The 26,254-nt window shown below is 45.0% G+C and carries 24 protein-coding genes and 1 pseudogene; 8 read left to right on the forward strand and 17 right to left on the reverse strand.

All coding sequences use genetic code 11. The features are described 5' to 3' along the window. Positions 1-159: 159 nt before the first annotated feature. From BLQ53_RS19105 to BLQ53_RS03475, 3 genes and pseudogenes are all read left to right on the forward strand, one after another. Positions 160-783, forward strand: a pseudogene (locus BLQ53_RS19105) (EAL domain-containing protein). A gap of 69 nt (positions 784-852) precedes the next feature. Beyond that, positions 853-2,547 (forward strand): DUF6044 family protein, encoded by a 1,695-nt coding sequence (locus BLQ53_RS03470; RefSeq protein WP_425288280.1) that lies wholly within the window; start codon positions 853-855, stop codon positions 2,545-2,547. 14 nt (positions 2,548-2,561) lie between these two features. Next, positions 2,562-3,554, forward strand: coding sequence for a glycosyltransferase family 2 protein (locus BLQ53_RS03475; protein WP_093725912.1), 993 nt, complete (start codon positions 2,562-2,564; stop codon positions 3,552-3,554). A gap of 139 nt (positions 3,555-3,693) precedes the next feature. Here BLQ53_RS03475 and BLQ53_RS03480 read toward each other — a convergent pair whose 3' ends face one another. The 10 genes from BLQ53_RS03480 to msrA all read right to left on the reverse strand — a co-directional run bounded on the left by BLQ53_RS03480 (position 3,694) and on the right by msrA (position 14,533). Then, positions 3,694-5,484 carry a solute:sodium symporter family transporter gene (locus tag BLQ53_RS03480; RefSeq protein WP_093725913.1) on the reverse strand — a complete coding sequence of 597 codons (1,791 nt, stop codon included), beginning with the start codon at positions 5,482-5,484 and terminating at the stop codon, positions 3,694-3,696. 93 nt (positions 5,485-5,577) lie between these two features. Next, on the reverse strand, positions 5,578-6,756 hold the full coding sequence (locus BLQ53_RS03485; protein ID WP_093725914.1) for a hypothetical protein: 1,179 nt from the start codon (positions 6,754-6,756) through the stop codon (positions 5,578-5,580). 85 nt (positions 6,757-6,841) lie between these two features. After that, positions 6,842-7,696: a VOC family protein gene (locus BLQ53_RS03490; RefSeq protein WP_093725915.1), complete on the reverse strand. Its 855-nt coding sequence runs from the start codon at positions 7,694-7,696 to the stop codon at positions 6,842-6,844. Between the two features lie 110 nt (positions 7,697-7,806). Then, positions 7,807-8,991: a NupC/NupG family nucleoside CNT transporter gene (locus tag BLQ53_RS03495; RefSeq protein WP_093725916.1), complete on the reverse strand. Its 1,185-nt coding sequence runs from the start codon at positions 8,989-8,991 to the stop codon at positions 7,807-7,809. A gap of 198 nt (positions 8,992-9,189) precedes the next feature. After that, positions 9,190-11,277, reverse strand: a complete 2,088-nt coding sequence (locus BLQ53_RS03500; protein WP_093725917.1) for a Na+/H+ antiporter — start codon at positions 11,275-11,277, stop codon at positions 9,190-9,192. A gap of 92 nt (positions 11,278-11,369) precedes the next feature. After that, positions 11,370-12,248, reverse strand: a complete 879-nt coding sequence (locus BLQ53_RS03505) for an aldose 1-epimerase family protein (protein WP_093725918.1) — start codon at positions 12,246-12,248, stop codon at positions 11,370-11,372. After that, complete coding sequence (gene yidA / locus BLQ53_RS03510) at positions 12,245-13,066, reverse strand: sugar-phosphatase (RefSeq protein ID WP_093725919.1); 822 nt, start codon at positions 13,064-13,066, stop codon at positions 12,245-12,247. Before yidA ends, BLQ53_RS03505 begins: the two co-directional genes overlap by 4 nt. A 74-nt stretch (positions 13,067-13,140) precedes the next feature. Beyond that, the gene (locus BLQ53_RS03515) at positions 13,141-13,569 is read right to left on the reverse strand and encodes a GNAT family N-acetyltransferase (RefSeq protein WP_093725920.1); all 429 of its coding nucleotides are present in this window, start codon (positions 13,567-13,569) and stop codon (positions 13,141-13,143) included. Positions 13,570-13,649: 80 nt separating this feature from the next. After that, positions 13,650-13,871 (reverse strand): hypothetical protein, encoded by a 222-nt coding sequence (locus tag BLQ53_RS03520; RefSeq protein WP_093725921.1) that lies wholly within the window; start codon positions 13,869-13,871, stop codon positions 13,650-13,652. Continuing rightward, positions 13,865-14,533, reverse strand: coding sequence for a peptide-methionine (S)-S-oxide reductase MsrA (msrA, locus tag BLQ53_RS03525; protein WP_093725922.1), 669 nt, complete (start codon positions 14,531-14,533; stop codon positions 13,865-13,867). Before msrA ends, BLQ53_RS03520 begins: the two co-directional genes overlap by 7 nt. A gap of 264 nt (positions 14,534-14,797) precedes the next feature. On the opposite strand from msrA, the gene BLQ53_RS03530 reads away from it, so the two are divergent. Continuing rightward, entirely contained in the window at positions 14,798-16,315 is a 1,518-nt protein-coding gene (locus tag BLQ53_RS03530) for a glycosyltransferase family 2 protein (protein WP_244499233.1), read from the forward strand. A gap of 75 nt (positions 16,316-16,390) precedes the next feature. Then, positions 16,391-17,146, forward strand: a complete 756-nt coding sequence (gene hisA, locus BLQ53_RS03535; protein ID WP_093725923.1) for a phosphoribosylformimino-5-aminoimidazole carboxamide ribotide isomerase — start codon at positions 16,391-16,393, stop codon at positions 17,144-17,146. A gap of 30 nt (positions 17,147-17,176) precedes the next feature. Here the strand turns inward: hisA and BLQ53_RS03540 are convergent, their stop codons facing one another. The 6 genes from BLQ53_RS03540 to BLQ53_RS03565 form a co-directional block, all read right to left on the reverse strand. Beyond that, the gene (locus BLQ53_RS03540; RefSeq protein ID WP_093725924.1) at positions 17,177-17,515 is read right to left on the reverse strand and encodes a hypothetical protein; all 339 of its coding nucleotides are present in this window, start codon (positions 17,513-17,515) and stop codon (positions 17,177-17,179) included. Positions 17,516-17,606: 91 nt separating this feature from the next. Beyond that, a complete protein-coding gene (locus tag BLQ53_RS03545; RefSeq protein ID WP_093725925.1) occupies positions 17,607-18,500 on the reverse strand; it encodes an NAD-dependent epimerase/dehydratase family protein in 894 nt (297 codons plus the stop codon). 12 nt (positions 18,501-18,512) lie between these two features. After that, on the reverse strand, positions 18,513-19,136 hold the full coding sequence (locus BLQ53_RS03550; RefSeq protein ID WP_093725926.1) for a DUF1796 family putative cysteine peptidase: 624 nt from the start codon (positions 19,134-19,136) through the stop codon (positions 18,513-18,515). A gap of 90 nt (positions 19,137-19,226) precedes the next feature. Continuing rightward, positions 19,227-20,132: an NAD-dependent epimerase/dehydratase family protein gene (locus BLQ53_RS03555; RefSeq protein ID WP_342005073.1), complete on the reverse strand. Its 906-nt coding sequence runs from the start codon at positions 20,130-20,132 to the stop codon at positions 19,227-19,229. 12 nt (positions 20,133-20,144) lie between these two features. Next, the gene (locus BLQ53_RS03560; RefSeq protein ID WP_093725928.1) at positions 20,145-21,356 is read right to left on the reverse strand and encodes a glycosyltransferase family 4 protein; all 1,212 of its coding nucleotides are present in this window, start codon (positions 21,354-21,356) and stop codon (positions 20,145-20,147) included. Between the two features lie 116 nt (positions 21,357-21,472). Next, positions 21,473-22,117, reverse strand: a complete 645-nt coding sequence (locus BLQ53_RS03565) for a hypothetical protein (protein ID WP_139180839.1) — start codon at positions 22,115-22,117, stop codon at positions 21,473-21,475. A 169-nt stretch (positions 22,118-22,286) separates the two neighbouring features. Here BLQ53_RS03565 and wecB point away from each other — a divergent pair, with 169 nt between their 5' ends. The 3 genes from wecB to BLQ53_RS03580 are packed head-to-tail and all read left to right on the forward strand — an operon-like array spanning position 22,287 to position 25,184. Further along, complete coding sequence (gene wecB / locus BLQ53_RS03570) at positions 22,287-23,375, forward strand: non-hydrolyzing UDP-N-acetylglucosamine 2-epimerase (RefSeq protein ID WP_093725930.1); 1,089 nt, start codon at positions 22,287-22,289, stop codon at positions 23,373-23,375. Next, the gene (locus tag BLQ53_RS03575) at positions 23,368-24,354 is read left to right on the forward strand and encodes a polysaccharide biosynthesis protein (protein ID WP_093725931.1); all 987 of its coding nucleotides are present in this window, start codon (positions 23,368-23,370) and stop codon (positions 24,352-24,354) included. Before wecB ends, BLQ53_RS03575 begins: the two co-directional genes overlap by 8 nt. Further along, positions 24,354-25,184: a dTDP-4-dehydrorhamnose reductase family protein gene (locus tag BLQ53_RS03580; RefSeq protein WP_093725932.1), complete on the forward strand. Its 831-nt coding sequence runs from the start codon at positions 24,354-24,356 to the stop codon at positions 25,182-25,184. The genes BLQ53_RS03575 and BLQ53_RS03580 overlap by 1 nt, the downstream gene beginning before the upstream one ends. On the opposite strand, the gene BLQ53_RS03585 is transcribed toward BLQ53_RS03580, so the two are convergent. Beyond that, positions 25,163-26,251 (reverse strand): glycosyltransferase family 4 protein, encoded by a 1,089-nt coding sequence (locus tag BLQ53_RS03585; RefSeq protein WP_093725933.1) that lies wholly within the window; start codon positions 26,249-26,251, stop codon positions 25,163-25,165. The two genes, BLQ53_RS03580 and BLQ53_RS03585, sit on opposite strands and share 22 nt — an antisense overlap. Between the last annotated feature and the right edge of the window lie 3 nt (positions 26,252-26,254).

Raw genomic sequence — 26,254 nt, forward strand, 5'->3', positions numbered from 1 at the left:
TCCTTACTTTAGTCGCAGGAGGAAAGACGTTGCAGAGAAACAGGTACTTCGTTTCGAAATCGAACATGAACTGCAAAAAGCGATTGATGTTAGAGGCCCCATCTATATTTCCAACCAAAATTCCATAGCTTCTCCCGCCAAATCATCGAAGCCGAAGTATTGCTGCGCTGGTATCATCCCGGACACGGCTTCATCCCGCCGAATGTATTCATATCTATTGCCGAAGAGAGCGGTTTGATAGTCGCGATTGAACGCAGCGTAATTGAGCGGGTGATGGCATGCCTTTCCAGATGGCGGGAGCAAGTCGATAGCTGCTAAATCCCTTGTATATCCAACAACGTATCCGTCATTACGTTCCTGCAAGATGATTTCTCCAGTTTCTTTTGAGAGTGACTGGAGCATTTTTAGCTGGAATGGCAGCATGCTCAAGATGGAGACGTTGTAATGCAGAATGAAACAAAGATAAATACAATCCTGCAGAAATTACGCGAAACAGGTGTCAGAATCAGTATGGATGATTTCGGTACTGGTTATCGTTCCTTAAACTATCTGGAGAAGTTGCAAGTCGACATTCTTAAAATTGATCAAACGTTCATTCAAAATATCGTCAAACCATCGTTGCCACCATGCAGCCGCTCGCTGAAAGTCTGCAGCTGCATACAATTGCCGAAGGAGTGGAAACTGAGGCTTTGCTGCAAGGAAGTGCAAGGTTATCTGTTCTCCAAGCCCTGCCTCAAGTCGATTTCGAATCAGCATATATTGTGCAAGCCCGCGGATGCATAGCATCCCGGGTATTTTTTTGCATAGAGCTTCGTCTGATGCCGCATACTAACAGCATTACTTTGGGAGGATGTGGGAATAGTGCGGTCATATGCAAACAGAAAAGCAATCATACTTTGTGTGGCAGCAATACTTATTTTCGTCTCTCCCCTATTCCTGCTAGGTAACGACGCTCATATCCGAGTACATGATAATCTCGACTCCAATCTTGCGTGGTATAAAGTACTCGCCGAAAGTGGTCAAATGTTTGGCGGTGTCCATGCGGTCATTCCCCAGATCATCAACGGACTGCCTCGGGATGCACTAGGTACGGAATGGACGCTCATCGTTTGGCTCCATGCTTGGTTTTCGACAATGACTGCGTATGCAATCAGCCAGCTGCTCACCCGATTGATTGCATTTCTTGGTATGTATTTGCTGCTTCGTACACACATCATCCGCAACATCAAAGCACATTGGATTGTGGCTCTTGTTTCTCTGGCATTCGCACTGACACCCTTTTGGCCATCCGGGATGCTTAGCACAATGGGGCATCCATTGGCACTATGGGCTTTCTTATCCATTCGCTCAAATAAAGCAAATTGGAAACATTGGCTTGCCATTTCATTATTACCGCTGTACGCGAGTTTCGTTTTGGGATTCTTTTTCTTTCTCGTGCTAATGGGAGTGGTTTGGCTAGTTGATTTGATTCGCTATCGTAGACTCAATCTGCGTTTCTTGGGAAGTATCATCTGGATGACGGCTTTGTTCCTAGCTACAGATTATCGGCTTGTCTACACAATGATAGCTGGTTCAGAGACAATGCATCGCGTTGAATTCGTATCTTCCAGACAGGAGTTTGGTCAAACACTCCGTTTGTTTTGGAAAAACTTCCTGCTGGGACATAATCATGTGATGACTTTGCACACTTTCATCATCCTTCCTGTATTGGCAATTACTTTGCTTCCGGTTCTCTTTAGCCGTAGAAGAACGAGGCCAATGAACGTATATCTTGGTCTGACAGCTCTGAATCTGCTGCTATCCTTTTGGTACGCCCTCTGGTTCAATAAGCTATGGAAAGTGCCGAAGGAGCATATCGATCTGCTTTCTGCTTTCAATTTTGCCCGCTTTCATTTCCTCCGTCCGCTTGTCATCTATGCGAGTTTCGGGTTGGCTTGTTATTTGCTTTGGCAGTTAGGTAGGCGGAGCATAAGGATTTTTGTCTATATTTGCCTATGCTTGCAGCTTGTCGTATTGGCATTATCTAATGAAGAAATCGTGTATGGCCTATATAAAAACGCACCTAGCGTCGAGGCTTTTTATGCAGCGGAACAATTCAAGGAAATCCGCGAGTATATCGGATTGCCTCCAGATACTTATAAAGTGGCCAGCATCGGCTTGCATCCTGCTATCGCTCAATACAACGGTTTTTACACTGTCGATACATATAACAACATCATCCCGTTGGACTACAAGCACCGTTTCCGTGAGGTCATTGCAGATGAACTGGCAAAGAGCAAAGACTTGAAACGTTATTTCGATGAGTGGGGCAGCCGATTGTATATTTTTTCGGCTGAGCTAGGAAAGCATTATGACTTCCGTAAAGATACCGACCGCACGATCAAGAACCTTGATTTGGATACAGAAGCCTTACGCAATTTAGGCGGAGCATATGTACTGTCATCGGTCAGGATCGAGAATGCTGCTGCCAATGATTTGCTATATGAACGGAGCTTCGATCATCCCGACTCCGCTTGGAAAGTCCACCTATACCGAGTGCGTTCCTGAAAGGAGGGGGAAAAATGACTGTTTCACTGCCTATACTGACACTGGTGATCCCTTGTTACAACGAAGAAGAAATTTTGACAGATACATGTTCAAAACTCACATCGACCTTGGCAGCGCTGATACAGGAGCAGCTTATATCATCTTCAAGTACGATCTTGTTTGTGGATGATGGTAGTAAGGATGATACCTGGCAGCTGATCAAGATAGAGCATCTGGCCAATCGATTTGTCACTGGCATCAAACTGGCAGCCAATGCAGGTCATCAGCGTGCCTTGCTTGCTGGTATGCTCCATGCCAAGGATTACTCCGATTGTGTCATTACCTTGGATGCAGATTTACAGGACGATATCTCTGTCATCCGGACTTTTGTGCTCCGGTACCTTGAAGGCTATGAAATTGTTTATGGCGTGCGGAATGATCGTACATCCGATACCGGTTTTAAGCGAAATACCGCAGCACTCTTCTATCGGGTGATGGAGATGCTCGGAATCCGACTGATTTCCAATCATGCCGATTATCGGCTGCTGAATCGCAGGGCCCTAACAGAATTAAGTCGTTACAACGAATCAAAGCTCTTCCTCAGAGGAATCATTCCGCAAATCGGGTTTCGATCAGACATCGTAACTTATGAGCGGAAACCCCGGCTTGCCGGGGAAACAAAATATCCCTTGAAGAAAATGCTCAATTTTGCCTTTGAAGGCATCACTTCCTTCAGCGTAGCTCCTATCCGTCTCATTACTGTGGTCGGCTTCGTTCTGTTTCTTATCAGCATGCTGGCAGCTGGTTATGCAGCTATACAGAAAGTATTCGGCGACCCGGATGCAGGCTGGACTTCCCTTATCATCTCCATCTGGCTGCTCGGTGGATTGCAGCTAATGGCAATCGGCATCATCGGGGAATATATTGGTACAATTTTTGCAGAAGTAAAAAAGCGTCCTTTATATACGGTCGATAGCATCCTAGGGCAAATACAGGCACGAGACGGCACTAACTTTACGAAAACTTAACAAATATTTTGCACATCAGCATTATTTCTGTTAGAATGTCTTACAAACAGGATACCCCCAAAATATTTCTGTTTTGTTTGCTGCTGTGTGCTCAGTAGCAATGAAAAAGCCACTCTCTTGAGTGGCTTTTTTGCTTTCGTCAATCTCCGCTGAGGCGTGTTTTACGAGCGCTCTCCGTTTGTCTTTCAACATACTTGCGATACTTGTTATGCCATACTTTTATGGAAACGAGATAAAGTAAGCTATTTGATATGACAAGTAGTGCAATCACCGGCCAGAACCAGTTCGATACTGCTGCGCCTTCGTAAGCTAATCCTATCGGCGAGAAGATGACATAAAAAACGACAATGGAAAAGATCAATGTGATAGATACAGGTATGGCGTGCTTCCATGGGACAAGATGACCCTCCCCATTCTCCGCATAGAAGATAGGTTTGATTGATCTTAACGGCTTTACTTTGGCCATTATAAGCATGAATGCGACCTCGATCACCAACAAAATCCCATATACATGGATATAGTTGATACCAGGATCCCAATCGAATATCTGCCGGAATCCCCACACCATCATATAGTAAGCGATAACGTGGAATATGATCACTACTTTAGCAGCTGAAGCTGGTACACGCTTGAAGATCATCCCTATCAGTACGATGACAAGGATTGGAATATTGAAAAAGCCTGTAAACTGCCTGATGAGATTCCATAACCCATCGGGTGCATACATAAGAAATGGTGCCACAAAGAAGGAAACTAGTGCAATGATGATTCCAAGAATCTTGCTGACTTTGATCAATTTATCGTCCGAAGCATCCGGTTCGAATACAGGTTGGTAGATATCCAGTACCAGTAAAGTAGCGACGCTATTCAAGATGGAGTTGAAGCTGCTCAGCACGGCCCCGAATAATACAGCAAGGAAAAAGCCTAGCAGCCATATCGGCAATACATCACTGACAAGTGCCGGATAGCTCAAATCCCCATTCCGGATCGAATCACCATACAAATGAAATGCGATAATTCCGGGTATCAACATGAATATGGGAACCAAGAGCTTCAAGTATCCTGTGTAAAGGACACCTTTTTGTCCTTCCGCCAGGTTCTTCGCTCCTAATGCTCGCTGAATGACATATTGGTTCAGCGCCCAATAAAACAAATTGGCAAATAGGATACCCGTAAAGATGGAAAAGAACGGCACATTGTCTGTACTGCTCCCAATGGCGTTCAGCTTCTCCGGGCTATGCTGCACAATATGCTTCATCCCCTCCACCATGTTTCCGTTTCCTAGCAGGATAAAGCCAAGTATCGGGACAAGAAAACCAATGATGACCAAACCTATACCGTTCAGTGTATCAGATACTGCTACTGCTCTCAGCCCGCCAAATATCGCATAAATGGCACCAATTATACCGACGAACCAAACCGTCAGCCACAACGACTGTGTATATGAAATGTTCAATAGCTCCGGTAGGTCGAATAATTGGAGGACGGATACACCGCCTGAGTAGAGCATGGAGGGGATTGTCACACACATATACCCAAGCAGGAACAACATGACGGTCAATCGTCGCACTGTCTCATCATACCGTTTGCTCAAGAATTCCGGTATGGTGGAAATTCCGATGCCAAGGAACTTCGGCAGCAAGAAGATCGCCATGATGATCGCTGCAAGACCAGCTGTCACTTCCCACGCCATACCCGACATATTGTTGGTAAAGCTTTGTCCATTCAGGCCGATCAGCTGCTCTGCTGATAAATTCGTCAACAGCAAGGATCCTGCCATGAATACACCCGTCAATCCGCGACCGGCAAGGAAATACTCATCTGTCGTGCTGACATGCCCTTTCGTCATATAGTAAGATACGACTGCCACCAGCGCCATGAAGAAGGCACAAGACAGCAAGATAAAAATGATTTCACCAATACTGAACATGCGATCACCCTTTATATAAGATAGCCTGGGAATTTGTCAGGCATCTATTACGTAACCGTTATCATGCTGGAGGAAACCTGTTTCTATCTTTTTTTACGTCCGTACATATACTAGTTCATATTGATCTTCTTCCCGCAAAGCAACCCAGGCTAATTGTAGCTGCAATAATTCGGCAATCTGCTGTTTCGCTTGCTCGACAGAAACCTGTTTTTCATTTTGGATGCTATCCGGCAATCTGTCGACGATGCATTCCCTGATGAATCCGGAATGGATACCGACATGGATGCTCGCTTCGACTCCTTCCACAGGAATACCAGACCTTGTATAAGCGAAAAGGAAAATGCAGGTTGGCTCGAGCTCATCCTCGATCGTAGCATCCGCGGACAGTTGCGATCCTGCATGCTTCCATTCCTCCAAAGGCTGCTCAACGACTTCGGAAAGAAAGTGAACAGCTTGCCGCTTTAGCTCTTCCTCCGTCCATCTCCTGTCTTTATTCCATGGCGTAGCACCAGAATAAAACAGCACATCTTCATTCTTCCTGATGGCAATTTGATCTGGTATATCCTCAATCGGATGCTGATCCACAATAACTTTCTCTGCCCAAAGCTGCACATCGTTTTCATTATAATAATTGATGAAATCATCAGTCATACCCATCATGCTTGCCCAATCCCCTGGCTCGAGTTCATCCTCGATATCCGATAGTAGCGGCGGTAATTCGGTGTATAAAACCGTACCGTCTGTGTGCACGCCAATAACCTGATCCGACAGCTTATAAACCGCCTTGTCGCCTTCAGCTGCAAGAATGACAGATGCTTCGGCAAGCAATTTCCCTTTTGCTTCTTCCATATCCATCACTGCTTCCCTGTCGATCAGCTTATACGGAATACGAGAAAGCTGCGCTGCCGTTATCACCCCCGAATCATGGACCTCCACAGTCAATCCTGCTCCAGGTATCGGCAATTGGTGAACCGGATCCGTTTCGGCTAACACAATCACCATGCTATGCTCGGCTGGTTCTGCTTGCATTACTTCAACTTCCTCCGGATAAAAAACAGCAGCAAATCGCTCTGCAATCAGCCGTGTATCAGTTCCTGCCTTTGCTGGCAGCGCCACCTCTAAGTCAAATCCAATAAGATCCCCATTGTCATCTACATCCACCACTCCACATGACTCACCTTCGTCTGTCAAAAGACGCAGCAAACTGTCTTCTGCCGAAATCTGCACCTCCTCAGGAATGAATTGCTTGAGTTTCTGTATCAATTCTCTCATTCATAAACCCCTTTTCACTTGAGTTCTATCATTATGGCATATAAATAAAAAGCGACACAACAGCAGCTGCTGTTGTGTCGCTATATCACTGTTCATGCAGGACCAATCTTACATTCGAACCTACCGGATCTTTTAGGATATATATATTATTTTCCTGTTTGACCGATAATCCGACCGCCTCTGCCCTCGCTGCTGCGGCCAGGAGTGCCTGTTCATCTGGAAAGACGATACTGAACCACTCCATGCCAGCTTCATCTGGATTAACAGAAGGGGCATTGGCTCCATGCCATGTGTTCAGCCCAATATGATGATGATAGCTTCCCGTGGAGACAAATAAGGCACCTGGATAACCGGAAACGACTGTTTCAAAGCCGAGAACATCATTATAAAAAGCAGCTGCATCACCTAAATGACGCATGTATAAATGGATATGCCCCATAATAGTTCCGTCCGGAAGACCATGCCACTCCGTATCGGATGCTTCTTTCAACAAACTATCTCCATCGAGCGGATCAGTGGTCATCTGGATTTCTCCATTTATCCATTTCCAGCCAGTGTCGGGTTTGTCCGCATATACTTCTATGCCATTCCCATCGGGATCGTTCAAATAAATCGCTTCACTCACACCATGATCTGATGCTCCGAATGGTACTCGATTCAGCACATAAAATTTCACCACATCCGCCAAATCTGCTCGGGATGGCAGCAGCAAGGCAAAATGGTACAGACCAGCATGGCGATCGGGGTGTCTTTTAAGTCCTTGCCCTTCCTCGAGGTAAAGCAGGATCTTGCCTCCGGTACCCAGTGATACTTTTCCTTGGCTTTCTTCTATGATTTTTAATCCGATAACTTTTGTATAATAAGCAACAGATTCTTCCAGATCTGCTACACGTAGTTTCACTTGACCAATATAAGTCTGCGGCGGTTGTTGATAGTGCACACAAGCTCCTCCTCTTAACTTACTTTATGTAAGTAAGTATATTTAATATATCTATTTACGTCAAGTAACAAAAAAAAAGAACACCACGCTTTGCGTGATGTTCTTCTTGTTTATGGCATCAATAGACCAACAATCGTTGCAGATAGGAAGCTGACAAGTGTAGCACCGTAAAGCAGCTTCAAACCGAATTTCGCTACAACATTTCCTTGTTTTTCGTTCAATCCTTTCACCGCACCGGCAATGATACCGATAGAAGAGAAGTTCGCAAAAGAAACAAGGAATACAGATACGATGGCAACAACGCGATCACTGAAAACAAAGTCTCCGCCAGATAGAGTTTGCATCGCAACGAATTCATTTGATACCATCTTCGTAGCCATGATGCTTCCTGCATCAACTGCTTCTGTCCAAGGCACACCCATAAGGAATGCGAATGGTGAAAATACATAACCAAGCAGGTCTTGGAAACTGATGCCGAAAATACCCAGGAAGATATTATTGATCATGGCGATCAATGCAACAAAACCGATCAGCATCGCAGCAACAACAATCGCAACTTTGAAACCATCCAGGATATATTCCCCGAGCATTTCGAAGAAGGATTGCTTCTCGCCTTTTTCTTCCTCGATCATATCTTCCTCAGGATCCACATCATATGGATTGATAATGGAGGCGATGATAAAACCGCCAAATAGATTCAACACAAGTGCCGTAACGACATAACGCGGATCAAGCATTGTCATATACGATCCAACGATAGACATGGAAACAGTCGACATTGCAGATGCACAAAGCGTATACAAACGATGGCGCGGCAGCAAGGCCAGCTGTTTTTTCAAGGAAATGAATACTTCTGACTGACCCAGAATCGCTGATGCAACTGCATTAAAGGATTCCAGTTTCCCCAGACCGTTCACTTTGCTTAGTGCCAGACCGATATATTTAATGATGAACGGCAGGATCTTCCAGTACTGAAGGATACCAATCAAAGCAGAAATAAATACGATCGGCAGCAGGACATTCATAAAGAATACGGATCCTTCCACATTCACCAATCCGCCGAAGACGAAGGTGATTCCTTCAGCTGCATAGCCAAGTAAGAGGTTAAAACCGTCCGAAATTCCTTTCACCAAGAAGTTGCCTACTTCTGTATTCAATAGAATGAATCCAAGTACAAGCTGCAGGACGATCATGATGATGATCGGGCGAATCTTGATCATTTTTTTATTCGAACTAGCAATCCAAGCTAATCCCAGAAACACGAATAAACCGATGATGCCGATAATATAACTCATGTTGTTCCCCTTTCGCATATATAGCCAAAACTGCGACGATATTAGTCATCAAAGTAAAACATATTTTTCACAACGAGTCCTATTATGCCATATTAATTCATCAATACGTAGAACCATATCAAAAGTAATTATATTAAGAATAATCAAACTACTAATCTTGAGTTTACAGCCTTGCCCAAGGGAGGACAAGGCTGCTGATCAGTGAGTTGGATCCACACTTAAAACGACCATTTCATCATAAGTGACAGCTTCCCTTAGTTTAGCAGCAGTCGCCAAGGATATACGTTCTTCTTGGACATATTCATGAATCGCATCCCGCTCCATCCGGATTGCGCGCATCCGGAACTTATGATGCTGAACTTGATATGCTTCGTCGCTTTCGAAAGAACGATAGCGCCCAACTAATTTTTTGTTGTATATCTGTGTCACAATCAAGGATTCATGTCGGTTTGAGGAATTGGTCTTCTCCCGTATCGCATCAATAGCTGCTTGTGCCCCGGCAGCTCGCAAATGTTTCAACTCATTCCCGACATCCGGATTTTTGCTGAGAATCTGTTCTGCATGCAGATCCCAATTCTCATTCCATCGCTTACGGAACTTGCGTCGGATCCTGGCTATTTGGAATGCTCGTCTGACCCTGCTGAAGGTAGTATTGACAATGTATTGCTCTGGCTGGGTGATAAGCACCTGATACAATTGATAAGCTTCTTCAGAAACCGCATTTTTTGCTGCCATGTCTTCAATGCGTCTTTGCTCTGCTTCCCTGCCTACTTTGATCAAGGATTCAATCGTTTGCTTATTCGGATCTTGCAATATCCCTTTCTCCAAATCAACAAGCTGTTCTTCCAAGTCACGCACAACCAAGTTAACCGATAGCTGTGTTTCCCTGACAGCGTCCGCCTGCAGCTGATTGATCGTCTGTTTCAGGATCAGACGGTATGCTTCCTTGAATGATAGCATTCCATCATCTTTCTTCACTGGTTTGGGAATCATGATCGGCAACGCTACCGCTGCGAATATCAGACTGAGCAGGATCACTCCTGTTGCTACGAACAATACTGTATTCCGCATTGGAAATAGCGACCCGTCATCAAGATAAAAAGGGATGGACAATGCCGTTGCCAGTGTAATTGTCCCATGGATTCCGCTCGTAGCCATGATGAGGGCATAAAAGGCTCGTCCCACATTTTCGGTTTCCTCTGCCTTTTGTTCAACAGGATATTTTCTGGATACAAAGCGTTCCATCCGGCTCTTTGGAGGTGTTGTAAAAGGCTTATACAAACTGTACACCCATAGGAAACGGATGCAGAATAAAGCAAGGAAAACGATGATGATAACCCCGAATAAACGGCTCATGGTAATTTCATTCGTATCCTGAATTCCCTGATACACTTCGGGCAATAAGAACCCTAACAAGACAAAAACAAGACCATTCAATACATATTCAACAATTGTCCACGTATTATTGGACAGGATTTGCAGCTTGGTAGTCGTCTGCTGCAGGCGATCACGTTCGATTCCGTGAATGATACTGGCGGCTACGACTGCCAAAATGCCTGAAACATGTACTTCTTCCGCGAGTACATAAAGGAAGAATGGCGTCATTACCTGCAGGACGATAAGCATCGAATCGTCCTGGAAGCCGTATTTCATCAATTGCAGCCTGATGGTGACAATCAAATATCCAGCCACCGCTCCAATGAGCAGTCCGCCTATGGAGACGAACAGGAATTCACCCGAAGCTCCCCCGAATGAAAAGACACCAGTCAGCGCCGCGGCAAGTGCCACCTTGAAAGATACGATGCCAGCCGCATCATTCAACAGTGACTCTCCTTCCAAGATCGGCATGACATTCGATGGCAGCTTCAATCCACGTGTTATTGATTTCACTGCCACATTATCTGTTGGGGATATCGTAGCAGCTAAAGCAAAAGCAACCGCAAGCGGCATGGACGGAATCAGCCAGTGAATCAAATATCCACCAAGCCCGACTGTAAGGAATACTAATCCAAAAGCAAGCAATATAATCGGGGTCCTAAGCTGCCACAATTCTTTACGGGAGGCTTTTTGTCCCTCACTGAACAGAAGCGGAGCGATGACACAGATCATGAATAACTCAGGCTCGAACTCCAATGACAAGTGAAGCGGAAGTAAAGATGCCCCCAATCCCAGAACAATTTGGATCAGAGCTAGCGGCAGAGGCAATATCTTGCTTACCGCGGTTGAAAGGATGACCGCTAACAATAAAACGAACAATGCTGTAAAAAAACTCATGCTGTTTGTCATACCTACCTTCTGATAATATTAGCTAGTTTACCATGATTGGCTCTTTTCAAACCTAAAAAGACCGCTGCCTCAAAAGGAGCGGTCTGCTTTTTTTAGAAAAAAGTGATGTGATAAGAAGTCGTGAATGCAGCTTCAGGCGCCAGCTGCTGGATCCCTGCCTTTTGCGATAGAACACTTGTGGAATCTGTCGTATCAGCGATTCCGAACCATGGCTCGATACATACGAAAGGCGCGATTGTACCTGCTTTGGCATCATACTTGGACCAGATTCCGACATACGGGAAACCTGGCAGTGAGACCGCTACCCCATTCCCCTTACTGGATTCAAGACGCACCTCTTCGATTTTATCGTACACAAGCGCATCATTCTCGAATAGCGCCGACTGAATCGATACAGCAGGCAATACAGCCGGCTGATCTTTCATTCGGATCAATCCATCAACAAGCTCATAAGCCATGACTTGCTCCTCTTTTACAGGCTTCAGATACAGCTTATAATCAGCCGCTTCCTCACCAGTCTTAAGCGGGACACGGAAGGCTGGATGAGCACCAATGGAAAAGTACATCTGTTTATCCTTTTCGAGATTATTCACATTCCACTCTACATACAGCCGATCTTCTTCCAGACGGTAACCTATTTCCACGCGGAATTCATACGGGTAAACATCCTGGTATTTTCCGTTGGATTCAAATGTAAATGTAACGGAATCGGCTTGTGTCTCAGACACTTTGAAAACAGTATCCCGCAGGAAACCATGCTGGGAAAGTTCGTATGTCTTATCCTCAGCGATATAACGTCCATCCTTCAAACGTCCGACAATCGGGAAAAGTACCGGGGAAACCCGACCCCAATAAGCAGGGTCACCGCTCCACATATAGGAGAGCTCGGTACCCTTATGCAGCACACTTCTCACTTCTGCTCCCAATTCCGCAATCTCCACGCTCAATGATTCATTCTCGATGCGGATCATGCTTGTCCCACCTTCAGAATCATCTTCCGAATTGCTTCTGCGACACCATGTGCATTATTGGATGTGGTAATAAAATCAGCCGCATCTTTCACAGCAGGAATGGCATTTTCCATAGCCACACCACAGCCGGCATACTGAATCATGGATATATCATTGCCATTATCCCCGATTGCCATTACCTCTTCCCGCTTGATACCAAGCTGTTCAGCGAGTTGCTTCACTGCACGTCCTTTGCTGGCTTCAGGATGTAAAATTTCATAGAAATATGGCGCACTCTGCACCATCGTAAAGCGTGTTTTCCACTCATCCGGTATATTGGCGATCGTTTCATTCAAGCGCTCTGGCTCATCGATGAACATCACTTTTGGTACGAGTACTTCTCTGGAGATCTCGTCAACAGCCCGGTAGTGGAGAGGCATCTTCGTCATGAATGATTCCAAAATTGTATAATTGCTGATATCCCGATTCGATGTATATAAGTATTCCGAGTCAAAGTAATGCATTGGTGTGCCGAGCTTCAAACTGAGTTGATGCAAATCGACGAAGTCATCGTAGGATAGGGATAACTGTGACACGACTTCATTTGTATGGGCATTCTGGACAAGTGCACCATTGAAGGCAATGACAAAATCTCCGTCTTCATTCAAGATTAGTTCTTCCAAATAGCGATAAACACCATGAATCGGCCGCCCCGTACATAAAACAATCTTTACACCCAGCTTTTTGGCTTCCTGAAGCGCCTCATGCACTTCCATCGTCACTTCGTGCTGATCATTCAATAATGTCCCATCCATATCTATTGCCACAAGCTTGTACATACTATATCCCCCTCTATTTATTGGTTGCTATGTATCCTCTACACCAGTATATCGAAAGTGGACACAAATCGGTGCTATAAACCTTTATAGTAGGTTGCGATTTTACCCATTACTGTACAGCCATTCTTCTCGAACACACGCTGCATGTGTACATTCTCCCCATGGGTGCTTCCCTCATATACGGCAGCACCCATTTCATTCAACATCTTTAGGCTGGCAGCATGTACGATTTGACCGAGCCCCTTCCCCGTGACTGATGGCAAGATGCCCATATAATAGATGCGACCTTCCTTCTCTCTTCCTGGTTCCAAATGAGGGATCGTCATGGCAACCGGTGTTGCATCCTGATAAACGATACGGCAGCTTAAACGCCAGTTTCCACCAAGAAGTGCTCTGACATCATACAGCTGCTCCTCCATCGAACGAGTAGATGTTCGGTTCGCCGACTGCGACATGCAGGATTTCCCAATAGATAAAAATCTTTTCTCATCTGTTTCTCCCATTCCGATATTCTCCCAACGATAATGACGGGAAGCTGCAATTCGTCTGCCAGCTGTTTGCGAAATAGATACTTCCTGGCAAATTAATCATACCCATAATCGATCAAAAGCGGATGTAAGGTGTCATAACCATTGTCATCCAGACATACAGTTACTCGAGTATGCACAGAGGAACTTTTCCCCATGACTTTCTTCGCTTCTTCCAGTAGATGACACAGTTCTTCCCTGGAAGCTGGGCCGATTTGCTCGATATCGACTTGGTTTGGGAATTGCGTCCGACGAAAACCAATGCGTGTCTCTACCATTTCAAGTCATCCAGCAGCTGCTGCAGTTGATTCATCTCTTCTAAAGGAATATTCCATTGAGATATTTCCTGCTTAATGGAAGCCAATGTGCCGTATTCCCTGACAAACCCATTCAGACGAGCTGTAATGGTGGAGGAGTGAAATGCCGCTTCATCCGGAAAATGACTCAATAACCGTTCTGTCGCCCTTTTGAAACGTTTTATGTAATACTTCTGATGATGCTGTTCTGCCTCGGTAAAGTCATGCAAGGGTGAGATTTCTGTATAAATCTGACCATCCATTTCACCTTCCAGCTGCCGTTTCACGGTTTCCATCATTTTTTTCTGTTCTGCATTCCGATACAGGAGGAGACTGATATACTGTCTTTCCTTGTAGGCGGGTCTGTTCGGATTATGGTCACTCCAGAATTTACGAAGCAGCTGTTCAAGCGAGATTGAATCCGCATGGAAGGTCACTTCCACCGTTTCTGTGTGATCTCCCATCTGCCGATACGTCGGGTTGGTTTTCGTTCCGCCAGCAAAACCGACTCTTGTCCGTAAAACACCTGGCAGCTGACCGAAATTTGCCTCCGGGCTCCAGAAACACCCCATTCCGAATACAAGCGTATCCGTCTGTTTGTTTTCTGCCATATGTTGTTCAATTTCTTGTATGTTTATGTCCATTTACCCATTCATCCTTCCTGTAATAGAGAATAAGAACTGTTATTATTTTCCTCATCATTCGGCAACAGTTGACGTATCCATTGCGAATATTCCCCTTATTTGACTAACGATTCATCATTCCATCCAGGTTTTGCTGTGCTATTATGTGACTTATGAACCAGTTTTTTTAAAAGCAAGAGCAGATTTAAATTCTGACAATCTCCACAACACGTGTTAACTTCCTGTAAGCCTGCTCGTTATAAAAAGAAGGAGGAAAGAAGAAAGATGATGACAGTACCAAGCAGCATGGAAACACGTGCTTTGCCACGCATAAAACGTACCTACATGCGTCCGAGAATTGTAGCCTTCATTCCCGCCCATAATGAAGAGAAAGCAATCAATGATTGCTTGACTGGTTTGAAAGAGCAGGTATTGCCGAGCGGAGTCGAGCTTGACATCTTCGTTGTAGCAGACAATTGCACGGATCGCACCGAAGAGGTGGCAAAAGAAACTGCTGAAGAACTCGGATTATCTATTGAGCTTATCGTAACAGAAAATAATAAGCAGCGAAAAGTTGGTGCCCTTAACGCCGTTTGGAAAGCCATTTATGGCGACAACATGGATATCTATGAAATGGAACGTACCGACTACGAGATTGCATATCAGCGATCTGTCAAGGCCATTCTTGGAATGGATGCTGACAGTCGGTTGGCTCCGCGTGCATTACAGCATTTATGGGATGGACTGATGAGCGCTCGTAATATCGGCGGCGTAATGGCGAAATACACAATGCGTATGCCGAAAAAGAAAAGCATGCTGTCCAAGGATGATCCTTATTATGAGGAAAAACTGGCAAGCGGTGAGTATGGCGGTGCAATGTCGAGATGGTGGACACACCAGCAAAAGCAAGATATGGCCAGCTGGCTGCTCAGCTTGCAATATCGCGGCGGCAGCACGTATGTACTAGGCGGCCAGGCTACGCTTTTTCGACCCGAGGCCCTGTACGAGGTGATGCAAAGCAATAAACTGGACGGACCATGGCAAAACGACACGGATGTAGAAGATATGCTGTTGACTTGGCAGCTGCAAAAAAATGGCTGGAAGACGCTGATTAGTCCGAAGGCCCGCTGCTTCGTTGATGCCATGCGCTCTTATCACACATTCCGCAAGCAGCGTTTGAAATGGAGTTCCGGCACAGTGAATCTGCTTACCGATCGCGATTTGTTGATGAAAACAAGACATACTGGACATTTGTGGCGATCTCAGCTGAAAACCATGATGGATCTGCTGGTACGAGTCTTTTTCATTCTTCTATTGGGTGCTGCCATTGCAACAGATCAATTTGTATGGTCATGGGTCTGGGTGATTCCAATAGTCCTCGCCTCCATTCTCAATACAATCCTGGCCTTGAAGACACCGATGTATCGACCCGTTGACGTGATCCTCGCCTTCCTGCTGATCAGTCCGGAGTTATACTTATGGGTCAATCTCATTACTTTTGCACAAGTCTGGGCCGAAAAAATGTCCAACGATAAAAAAGACGGCTGGGCCAATCAATATCAAGCTGAAGCCGGTAAAACGAAAAGCAAGCTTGTCCAAGGAATCCTCGCGTTTCTTTTGATCATTAGCATTGCCGTTTTCGCTTGCTATTATTTCCGTGACTACCTGACAAGCGAGGCTGTCCAGCAAGCAACAAACCCTTACTTGATGGCAGGCTGGATCGTACTGACTGGACTGACCATTCTTATGTCCCTCATTATGATCTATCAACTCTGGACTTTGCGCGGCCGACACAGCGCATGAATTCGATAGACCGCCCTTCCTATGGCGGTCTGTTTCCTTTATACTTGGAGCAATAGATAGAAAGAAGGGATTCATTTGTTGTTCCGCCCATGCATCGATTTACATAATGGACAGGTAAAACAGATTGTCGGCTCCTCGATTACAGCTGGGAATGATCATGTCATCGAGAATTTCGTATCCGCGCATGATTCTGCTTACTACGCTGACCTCTTCAAGCAAAAACAAATTGCTGGAGGACATGTCATCATGCTCGGCCCGGGAAATGAACAGGCAGCGAAGGAAGCACTGCAAGCTTATCCTGGAGGGTTGCAAGTCGGCGGAGGCATCCGCCCTGATAATGCGGCAGACTTTCTTGATGCTGGTGCAAGCCACGTCATCGTTACATCTTATATATTCCATGACGGCATACTCGATGAAGAACGGCTTCGTAAAATCACTTCGGCTGTAGGCAAGGAACGACTCGTCATCGACTTAAGCTGCACGCAACATGACGGTAAATGGTATGTAGCCACCGACCGTTGGACGAAGCGCAGCAACTTTGAAGTCAATGCGGAGAATTTAGAGAAACTAGCAGCGTTCTGCGATGAGTTCCTCATCCATGCAGTTGACGTAGAAGGAAAACGGAATGGAATCCAAGAAGAACTCGTATCCCATTTGGCAGCACATATGCCCATCACGGCAACATATGCAGGAGGTATTCGTTCCCTTGACGATATCGACCTTTTCCGGAAGCTGACAGATAATCGGATGTGCTACACCATTGGCAGTGCTTTGGATTTATTCGGTGGCGATATTCCATTGGAAGCTGTAATGAATAAGGAAATGAACTAAAGACCCTCCCGAAACCGGAAGGGTCTTTTTTCATTTCAATTTATCTGTAAAATTCGACAGGAGATCCTGTGCTTTCTCCGTAAGGTTCCCAACAGCGTCATTAGCCTGATCTGCCAGGCCTTGTGCAGCCTCTGTCCCTTGTTCAGCTGCTTCCTGTCCTAATGCTGTCCCTTGTTCAGTAAGCTCCGCAGCTTGATCTGCCAACTCATCCACGCCTGTTGCTTCCGTTACTTGATCGACAGCTTGCTGCGCCTGCTCGGTCACTTGCTCTCCGTTCAACAGCTCACCTGCTTTATTTACAAGCTCTTCTGGTGCTATATCACTTATCTTGTTGCCGATAAGCTCTTTAAAGGAATCAAAAATACCCATATATACACCTCCTATGGGTTCACTATATGGCAAGTGGGTACTACATACAACTCCCACACATAGATTTTCGTGTAAAGAATCTGTGAACACTCTACAACTGTGTCGTATATTGCCAAACATCTGCCAAAGATGCTTCCAAGGAACGGGTTGGCTGCCAATGGAGGGCCCTTATTTTTTCCGCCATCATCGGCAGCTTCGCTTCCATTGCCTCTTCCGTTTCTGACAGAATGGTAAAGTCAAATTTACTCACTTTACGGAAAACAGACAGTACCTCTCCCAAAGATACCCAACGCCCGGAAGTGATTTCATACGTTTCTCCTGATTCTCCATTAAGAAATAATGTCTCATACGCTTCCACCAAATCCCTGACATCGATGAAATCACGTGTCACAGCGGCATTACCAACCTGAATTTGAGTTATTCCGGATTCTTGGTGCTCTCTTAATTGTTTCGCAAATAGTGTACAGACGCCATTGGAAACTCCGGGACCTATTATATTGGAAGGCTTGGCAACCATCACATCGACTTGGAATAGATTATGCCATGCCAGCCCAACCGTCGTTTGCATCGTTTTGGTAAGACTGTACGGGTGAGTCGGCGATACCGCCCTGCCCAGTTCATCCTGCAGTACGCTTCCAGCAATCACTATGCGCGCTGAAAGCTCCAGAGCCCGAATCGCTTCAACAAGATGAAGTGTCGATCCTACATTTGCCTGCCAGCTTTTGAAAGGTGTTTTCCAAGATTCCGGCACGCTGCTCTCTCCTGCAAGGTGGAGGATATAGTCCGGCTTCGTATCCTCCAGCAGTTTATGCACAGCTTCCTTGTCACTCAGATCAAGTGAGTGAATATACAATGCTTCCCGATCCAAGTCCAGCTTTGTACGTCGAATGACAGCATGGACGGTATAGCCCTTATCCAGGAAGTGCCGAACTGCATGCTGACCAGTGAATCCGCTGGCTCCCGTAATCAAGATCCGTTTACTCATACGTACCTCCTGTCAAATAAGGTAGACGTCCTGAAACAACTGAGCCCATAAGGCATTATTCCCTTCCCATATCTCCTCGTCCGGAAGCTCGACACTATAGACATTATCAATTGGCCAATGCTTTTCCACGATGCCGGAGACAGGGCCATGATTGACAACTAAAATTCGAAAATCATTTGCAATGATCGATCGCAGAACACGCTGAAGCTCTGCTGTATCCTCAAGAGTCGCATTCGTCCTGATGAACAAAATGCGTTGAGCTGTAATCAGTTTTTCCAACAGCCGATCCACTCGGCGATCCAGCCTCTCCTTCACGCTGGGATACGTGGTAAGCTGGTTCAAACTATTATTAGCCGTATCAAAGTCATGATTTGACATGATAAGGTTCCGATCATCCGAGACAAGCAGCATTTCATCTGTAGCGTATCCAACAATGCGTAGATTTTCCAGCAGCATGAAATCGGCGAATCGCTTTTCAAATAGTTGGATAACGCTTGTAAGCAAAGGAGATCCCATCCAATCAATCGGGCCCGAAAATGGCCGGAGATTGTTCTTTTTCATTTGGATCGCCCCAAGACACAAATCCCCCAGACTGAATACTGCATCATATCCGCCTTTAATTAAATCATTTCCCACAACTACAACCCCTTTCGCAATCTCCCCTATTCTTATATAGATTCATTTGCCATTCATTTTGAAAGAGCAAACAGTCTAATTGAAGGAAAATCACGATCGATACCATGTTTTTCGGATACCATCCGAAAGATTGATGAATGGCTTCCAATTTAAATGGTTGATTGCTTTTTCATTGCAAAGACAGCTGTGGGTGATATCTCCACTCCTGCTTGTTGTGAATTGATGAACCAAAGAGGGCTCTAACTGTCTGAAACATTCTACAAGATCCAAGATGGAATTGCTGGTGCCCGTACTTGCATGATAGATGCCGCTCTCCTTTTGATTCATAGCAGCGATATTCACAGACACGATGTCTTCTACAAAAATAAAGTCTCTGGATTGGGTGCCATCTCCGTGAATCATGATTGGTTCTTTGCGCATCAACTTTTCCAAGAAAACTGCCACAACACCACCCTCACCCTTTGGCTTCTGACCGGGACCGTACACATTCCCATAACGAAGGATGGTATAAGGGAGCTTATAAAATTGGTGGAATAGCTGGATGTATTTCTCGGCTGAAAATTTGGACAATCCATAGTAAGAGATGGGGGCAGGTACATCCTCTTCTTTAACGATGTACTTCTGGATATCGCCGTAGACAGCGGAGGTCGACGCGAAAATGAATCTTTTAACACCAGATGTCCGGCTTGCTTCCAGCATATTTATCGTACCACCGATATTTACATCTGCATCCTGTACCGGAGCAAGAATGCTTTTTGTCACATCTGCTTGAGCAGCAAGATGAAATATAACATCCGGCATCTCTTCTATGACTACTCGATATGCATCCGCACTTTTGACATCAAACTGATACAGCTTCACTCCCTGCGGCAAATCAAGTTCATCACCAGCAGAAAGATCATCCAAAACCACTGCCTCATGCCCTTCTTGCACTAACTTTTTTACAAGATGGGAACCAATGAATCCTGCTCCCCCTGTTACCATCACTTTCATCATAGACCTCCCCCATCAGCTGTCCGGTACAAATCGTTTATAGATTTCCAAAAGTCGGTCTACGCCTGCTTCCATCGACCAGTGCTGCATCCCCCATTCTCTTGCCTGCTCTCCCAGAATTTTTCGGTATGCATCATCGTCCAGCAAGGTTTCAATTCCACTCTGTAAGCTTGCTGAATCGGCCTTTGGTACGATCAAACCAGTAACGCCATGATCAACCATCTCCGGCAATCCCCCTGCATCGGACACGATGATAGCCTTACCGCTAATCTGCGCTTCGATTACGCTGAGCGGCTGATTATCCATGAGGCTTGGGAGTACACAAATATCTGCTAGTTTCAAAAGGACAGGGACATCATCGCGCTTACCAAGAAAAAGTACCTTATCATGCAGGCCTGCAGCAGTTACACGGGCTTGAAGGTGCTGTTTCCGATTCCCTTCCCCCAAAATCCAACATATCCAGTCATCGCGATCTTTCATGGAAGCAAGTGACTCAATAAGGTAATCCACGCCTTTCAGTTCAATGAGCCTGCCAGCATACATAATTATCTTCTTATTCGGCGGAGTCTGTATCGTAGTTGATCGAGCTTGCTTTTCCAAGAAAGATTCTATCGAGAATCCATAATGCAGCTTCTCAAATTTATCTTCAGGTACACCGAATTCTTCCTGCAAAATCTGCTGCAGCCAATCATTTGCAGTGATCGTTACATCAGCACTGGATGCACCCAATCTTTCAATCTGATCAAAATAAGCTCGTGCAAGCGCAGAGGTCGGAGACTTGTGGATAGTTTGAAGCTGGTGACGTATCTCATGGGAAACCAACCCATGCAAAGTAGCGATAAGCGGTACTCCTTCAGGACGGGCCCTATCCAATGCCACAGTGGAAATGACATCATGTGTGTGGATAATGTCATATTTGTCGAGCCCGAATTCTGCTGCAGCAAGCTCATAAGTGTAACGCTGCACTTCTGTGTACTCTACCAGATGATTCTGATATACCTTCGGAAAACTATCTTTCTTCAAAATGCTTTGTATATAGGAAGACCAGCGCTCCTTGGGGATCACCTTGTCGCTGCCTGAGAGCTGAATGTAGGTATTCTCTCCGCCATACCCCATAACATCAACAGTATGGCCCAATTCTTCCAATCTGCGCTTCAGCTGGGAAATATAGTTCCATACTCCACCAAGATGCGGAATAGACCAATAAGTAGCCAACAATATTTTCATTCCATAACCTCCAATACCTTATAAAAACGTCCTACCGTAAGCCTTAAATAGTATATGGCAGTTGATGAATCATGTGCTTGCCATAAAAAAGCTTCCTGCTTAACAGGAAGCCTCCATCAATCTGGTATAGCAGCCAGAATGTCCAGGTCCGGTATGGTAATCCTGCTGCCGTTAATCTTTACGTCCCTTGTACCATCCTCATTCACTTCTGTTTTATAGCCATGTACGTGATCAGGCTGAAAAGGAGCTGGTGTTGCAGGAACAAGCGGCGGTGGCGCAACTGTTTCCCGAGCTTCTTTTATTGATTCTGCTGCCTGTATATCTGTACTTTCGACTACTGTTTTATCTGAAATATCCAGCAATGGGGCATCAGTATTTCCGGCTGCTGGTCCAATTGCGGCATCAGTTACAGGCTCGATTACGGGTTCGGTTACAGATTGAATTACAGGATCGATTACAGGTTCAGTTATGGGTTGAATTACGGATTCGAATAAAGGTTCCATTACAGGTTGTGTTACGGGAACACTTACAACCGGGCTGAATGCGGATATTGGATCAACGATAGCTTGCACACCGGCTTCAGGAATTGTTTCTGCAGGCATCGGCATTTCCTTTATCAACTCTGTCTCTGTCTGAACTGAAGAAGGAAATGAGACAGGAAAGCCTCTCCTGGATGAGAATGCTCCTCCCCAGATTGTACCGCCTGCCCGATTGCTTACTGCTGCTCTGCCATATAATCGTGTCGGTATTTTATTCGGCACTTTCATCATCCTTTCCAAAGCCAGTATATGAGGAGCATTCTTCTTTGTTATTCCTTGAAGTAAAAAATGTCATCCTGTGCTTATATCCAATCCCTTTTCTAATGTTTCCATATACTAATCAACGAAAATACGCTTGGAAGAAATATGGCGGTTTTAAAGGAGGTTATTTGTGAAGATTTTAACTGTTTTAGGAACTCGACCTGAAATAATCCGGCTATCCATCATAATTAAAAAGCTAGATTTGCTGGCAGATCATGTACTCGTTCACACTGGCCAAAATTACACCTCCAACTTGAGCGATGTGTTTTTTGAAGAAATGCAGATTAGAAGGCCTGATTACGTCCTGTCCCAAAGCCAGCAGAGTTTAGGGGAACAGTTAGCCACGATGTATAAGGAATTGGAAACTATATTGGAGCAGGAAAAACCCGAAAAAGTACTGGTACTTGGGGATACGAACAGTGCGCTGAGCGCCTTGCTTGCAGAAAGGATGCACATACCTGTCGTGCATATGGAAGCAGGCAATCGCTGTTTCGACTTGGAAGTACCCGAGGAGAAAAACAGGCGCGTAATTGATGCAATTTCCAGCCTTAACCTGCCATACACACCCGGAAGCAGAGAAAACCTACTGCGGGAGGGACTGCCAGCTAATCGTATTGTCGTCTCAGGAAACCCCATATTTGAGGTATTGCATCATTACGACCCCAGCATCCAAAAAAGCCGTATCTTAAAAGACCTTAAGCTGAAGAAACAGCAATACTTGCTGACAACGATACATCGGGCGGAAAATGTCGATCACCCAGACAGGCTGCGAATTATCATGAATGGACTGAGAAACGCTGCAGAAAAACTGAACAAACGGATGATTTGCAGCATCCATCCTCGAACTCAATCGAAAATCCATCAACTAAAAGATGTGACATTAAGTCCGCTTGTGGAATTTCATGAGCCTTTTGGTTTCTTCGATTTTGCGACACTCGAGCAGCATGCCCTGCTTGCACTTACAGATAGCGGAACTGTCCAAGAAGAATGCTGTCTGTTCCATGTTCCGACAGTGACTGTACGCCGGACGACAGAACGGCCCGAAACGGTTGTATGCGGCAGCAATATCATATCGGGGATCGATGCAAAAGCAATCGAACGTTCTGCTGTCATCATGGCATCTACTTCAAAAGATTGGGAGTTTCCTGAAGGATATGCAGACCTATATGTTTCGGACAAAGTGATTAAAATTATTTTAGGAGGTTTGGAGATTGTTTAAGGATAAAACGATTTTCATTACTGGGGGCACAGGTTCATGGGGTTATGAACTTGTCAAACAACTCCTTCTGCATCGACCGAAGGAAATCCGCATCTTCTCCCGTAATGAATCCCATCAATTTACCATGAAGCAGGAATTTGACAATAACCCAAAACTGCATTTCAAAATTGGGGATATACGTGATCGAGAGGCCTTGATTGAAGCAACAGAGGGAGTGGATTATTTATTCCACCTTGCAGCACTTAAGCACGTGCCTGTTTGTGAAGACCAGCCATTGGAAGCTCTTAAAACGAATGTCATAGGAACCCAGCATGTCATTGACGCTGCTATTCATCATAATATCGATAAAGTCATCTATATTTCTACGGATAAAGCATCCGATCCCGCCAACTTCTATGGCCTGTCCAAAGCGATGGGAGAACGGTTGATCACCCATGCCAATAAGCTCCATGCGAATACCACCTTCGTTTGCATCCGTGGCGGTAATGTTCTTGGAACAAATGGCAGTGTCATCCATGTCTTTAAGAAGGCTATCCGGCAAAAAAACAAAATCGGCATCACCGACCCCGAAATGACGCGTTTCTTCCTTACCGTAGAGGATGCCATCAAGCTGGTATTTAAAGCGACATTCGAAGCTGTTGGCGGGGAAATATTCATCATGAAAATGCCGGCAATCAAAATTACCGATCTCGCGAAAGTCCTGACGGAGGCATCGGGGGATTCTGATATAGAATTCGAAACATTGGGTATTCGTCCCGGAGAAAAGATTCACGAGCTGCTCTTGACCATCAACGAGAGCCATTCAGCAATTGTTTATGACGATCGCTACTTTGTCATCCTGCCAGATTTCAAAACAAAAGAAATAACAGAATACTACAAGGACTATAAGAAGGTCGAAATCACTGATTATAATTCCAGCCAGAACCTTCTGTCACTCGAGGAAATCAAAAACATGCTGGCAAAAGGTGGTTTTATTTAATGAAGATACTCATCCTCGGCGGAAAGGGAATGGCAGGGCATGTCATGTACAGGTACCTGCGCAAACAGCCTGATTACGATGTTTATTACACTTCACGAGACCGCAAGGATAAGAGCAGTATCTATCTTGATGCAGTAGATACCTTAGCATTGGAGAAATTGATAAACTCGCTTGAACCAGATATTGTCATAAATTGCATTGGAATCCTTAATGATGCTGCAGAACAGAACCCGCTTCTAGCTTTTCGCGTCAACAGTCTGCTTCCTCACCAGCTGGCGGGATTTATGGAAAGAAAAAATGGACGCTTGATTCAACTCAGTACCGATTGTGTTTTTTCTGGTAAAGACGGTCAATATAAAGAGACTGACTTTCGGGATGGGACTTCTGTATATTCACAATCCAAGCAACTTGGAGAAATAACGATAGAACCACACCTAACCATTCGCACTTCCATCATTGGACCTGAGCTCAAGAATGGTATTGGCCTTTTCCACTGGTTTATGAGTCAAAGCGGTAAAATCAAAGGATTTGAAAAGGTCTATTGGAATGGTGTAACAACACTCGAATTGGCAAAAGCCGCTGATTTCTTCATTCAAAAACAGACTAGCGGCCTCTATCATCTATGCCAAGAGGAAAAAATCAGTAAACACGACCTATTGCAGTTAATCAAGGAGATTTATCAAAAAGACGACATCCAGATTAATCCAGATGCCGCGCTGGTGCTGGACCGGTCGATTGTGAACACAAGACAGTCACCCGCTTATACTGTGCCAAACTTTCGTGACATGCTGGAGGAACAGAAACAAATTTACCCTTTACTACTATCCTGAACACCTAATTTTAACAGCATTTGTTTAAAAGAAGCTGCATATCTTTCATAACTGAATCTTTCCTTTACATGCCGGAGTGCATTCTCGCGGATATAGGTTCGCTGATCCGTATTTGCCATGAACTCCTTCGCCTCTACAAGAGCCGAATCCGGATTGCCTAACTCATAATATTTACCGGTCTGATTATGAATGACAGCCCGACGCACACCATCTGAGTCTGTCGTCAGTACAGGGCAGCCGCAGCTTATAGCTTCAATCACTGCATACCCTGCACTTTCGACTTTGGATGTTGCCAATAAAAATCCTCCAGAATCACCGATCATGGAGAAGTAATAGGGCATATCCGTGTGGGGAACATCGGGGAATATGGACACATGTTCTCTCAGTTGCAGGCTGTCCAACATCTGTTCAAAGGCGATAAGTTCACTAGGTGCAGCCAGAGATGGGTCATGGAACATATAAAATTGTAAATCCGTCCGATATTCTGAAATGAGTTTGTGAGCTATCTGAAGGAATTCACGCCAGTTTTTATTGTCCTCCAATCTGCCCACCCAAGCAATGATTGGTTTTTCCGAGGAGATACCAGGCATATACGCAAATGTATCAGGGTCAAAGCAAATATCAAAACCAAAGGTCGGAGTTGTCGGATAGAAATGCTCATAAATTTCGGCAATATGCTCTGTCATCGGATGCAGCAATGCATTGGCATAATTATTCACAATCGGAGTTGCCATCTGTAATTGTAAATAGGCATTTTCCTTAGGACCGAATCCTTGTGCTTCCAAGATCAGCTTTCCCTTGAAACCTAGTCGCCGAAAACGTGGAAAGCTTAAAAAATCGGAAGTTATGATAGCCGCATCAAAATCGTTATTATCGAATATTTGCTTTATATACGCGTCTTCGTTAGTTATATATAACGGTGCACCGTGATCATTCACTAATTCGCGACGTTTTTCATAATACAAATAATGTGAAGAGATGCCCTCCAATTCCAAGGCAGCTCTTCTCTGCCGATTGAGTGTCTCCACTCCGCCGCTTGGCACATAAAATACAAATAATACTTTCATGTC

The organism is Terribacillus halophilus (assembly GCF_900101385.1).
Taxonomy (GTDB): Bacteria; Bacillota; Bacilli; order Bacillales; family Amphibacillaceae; genus Terribacillus; species Terribacillus halophilus.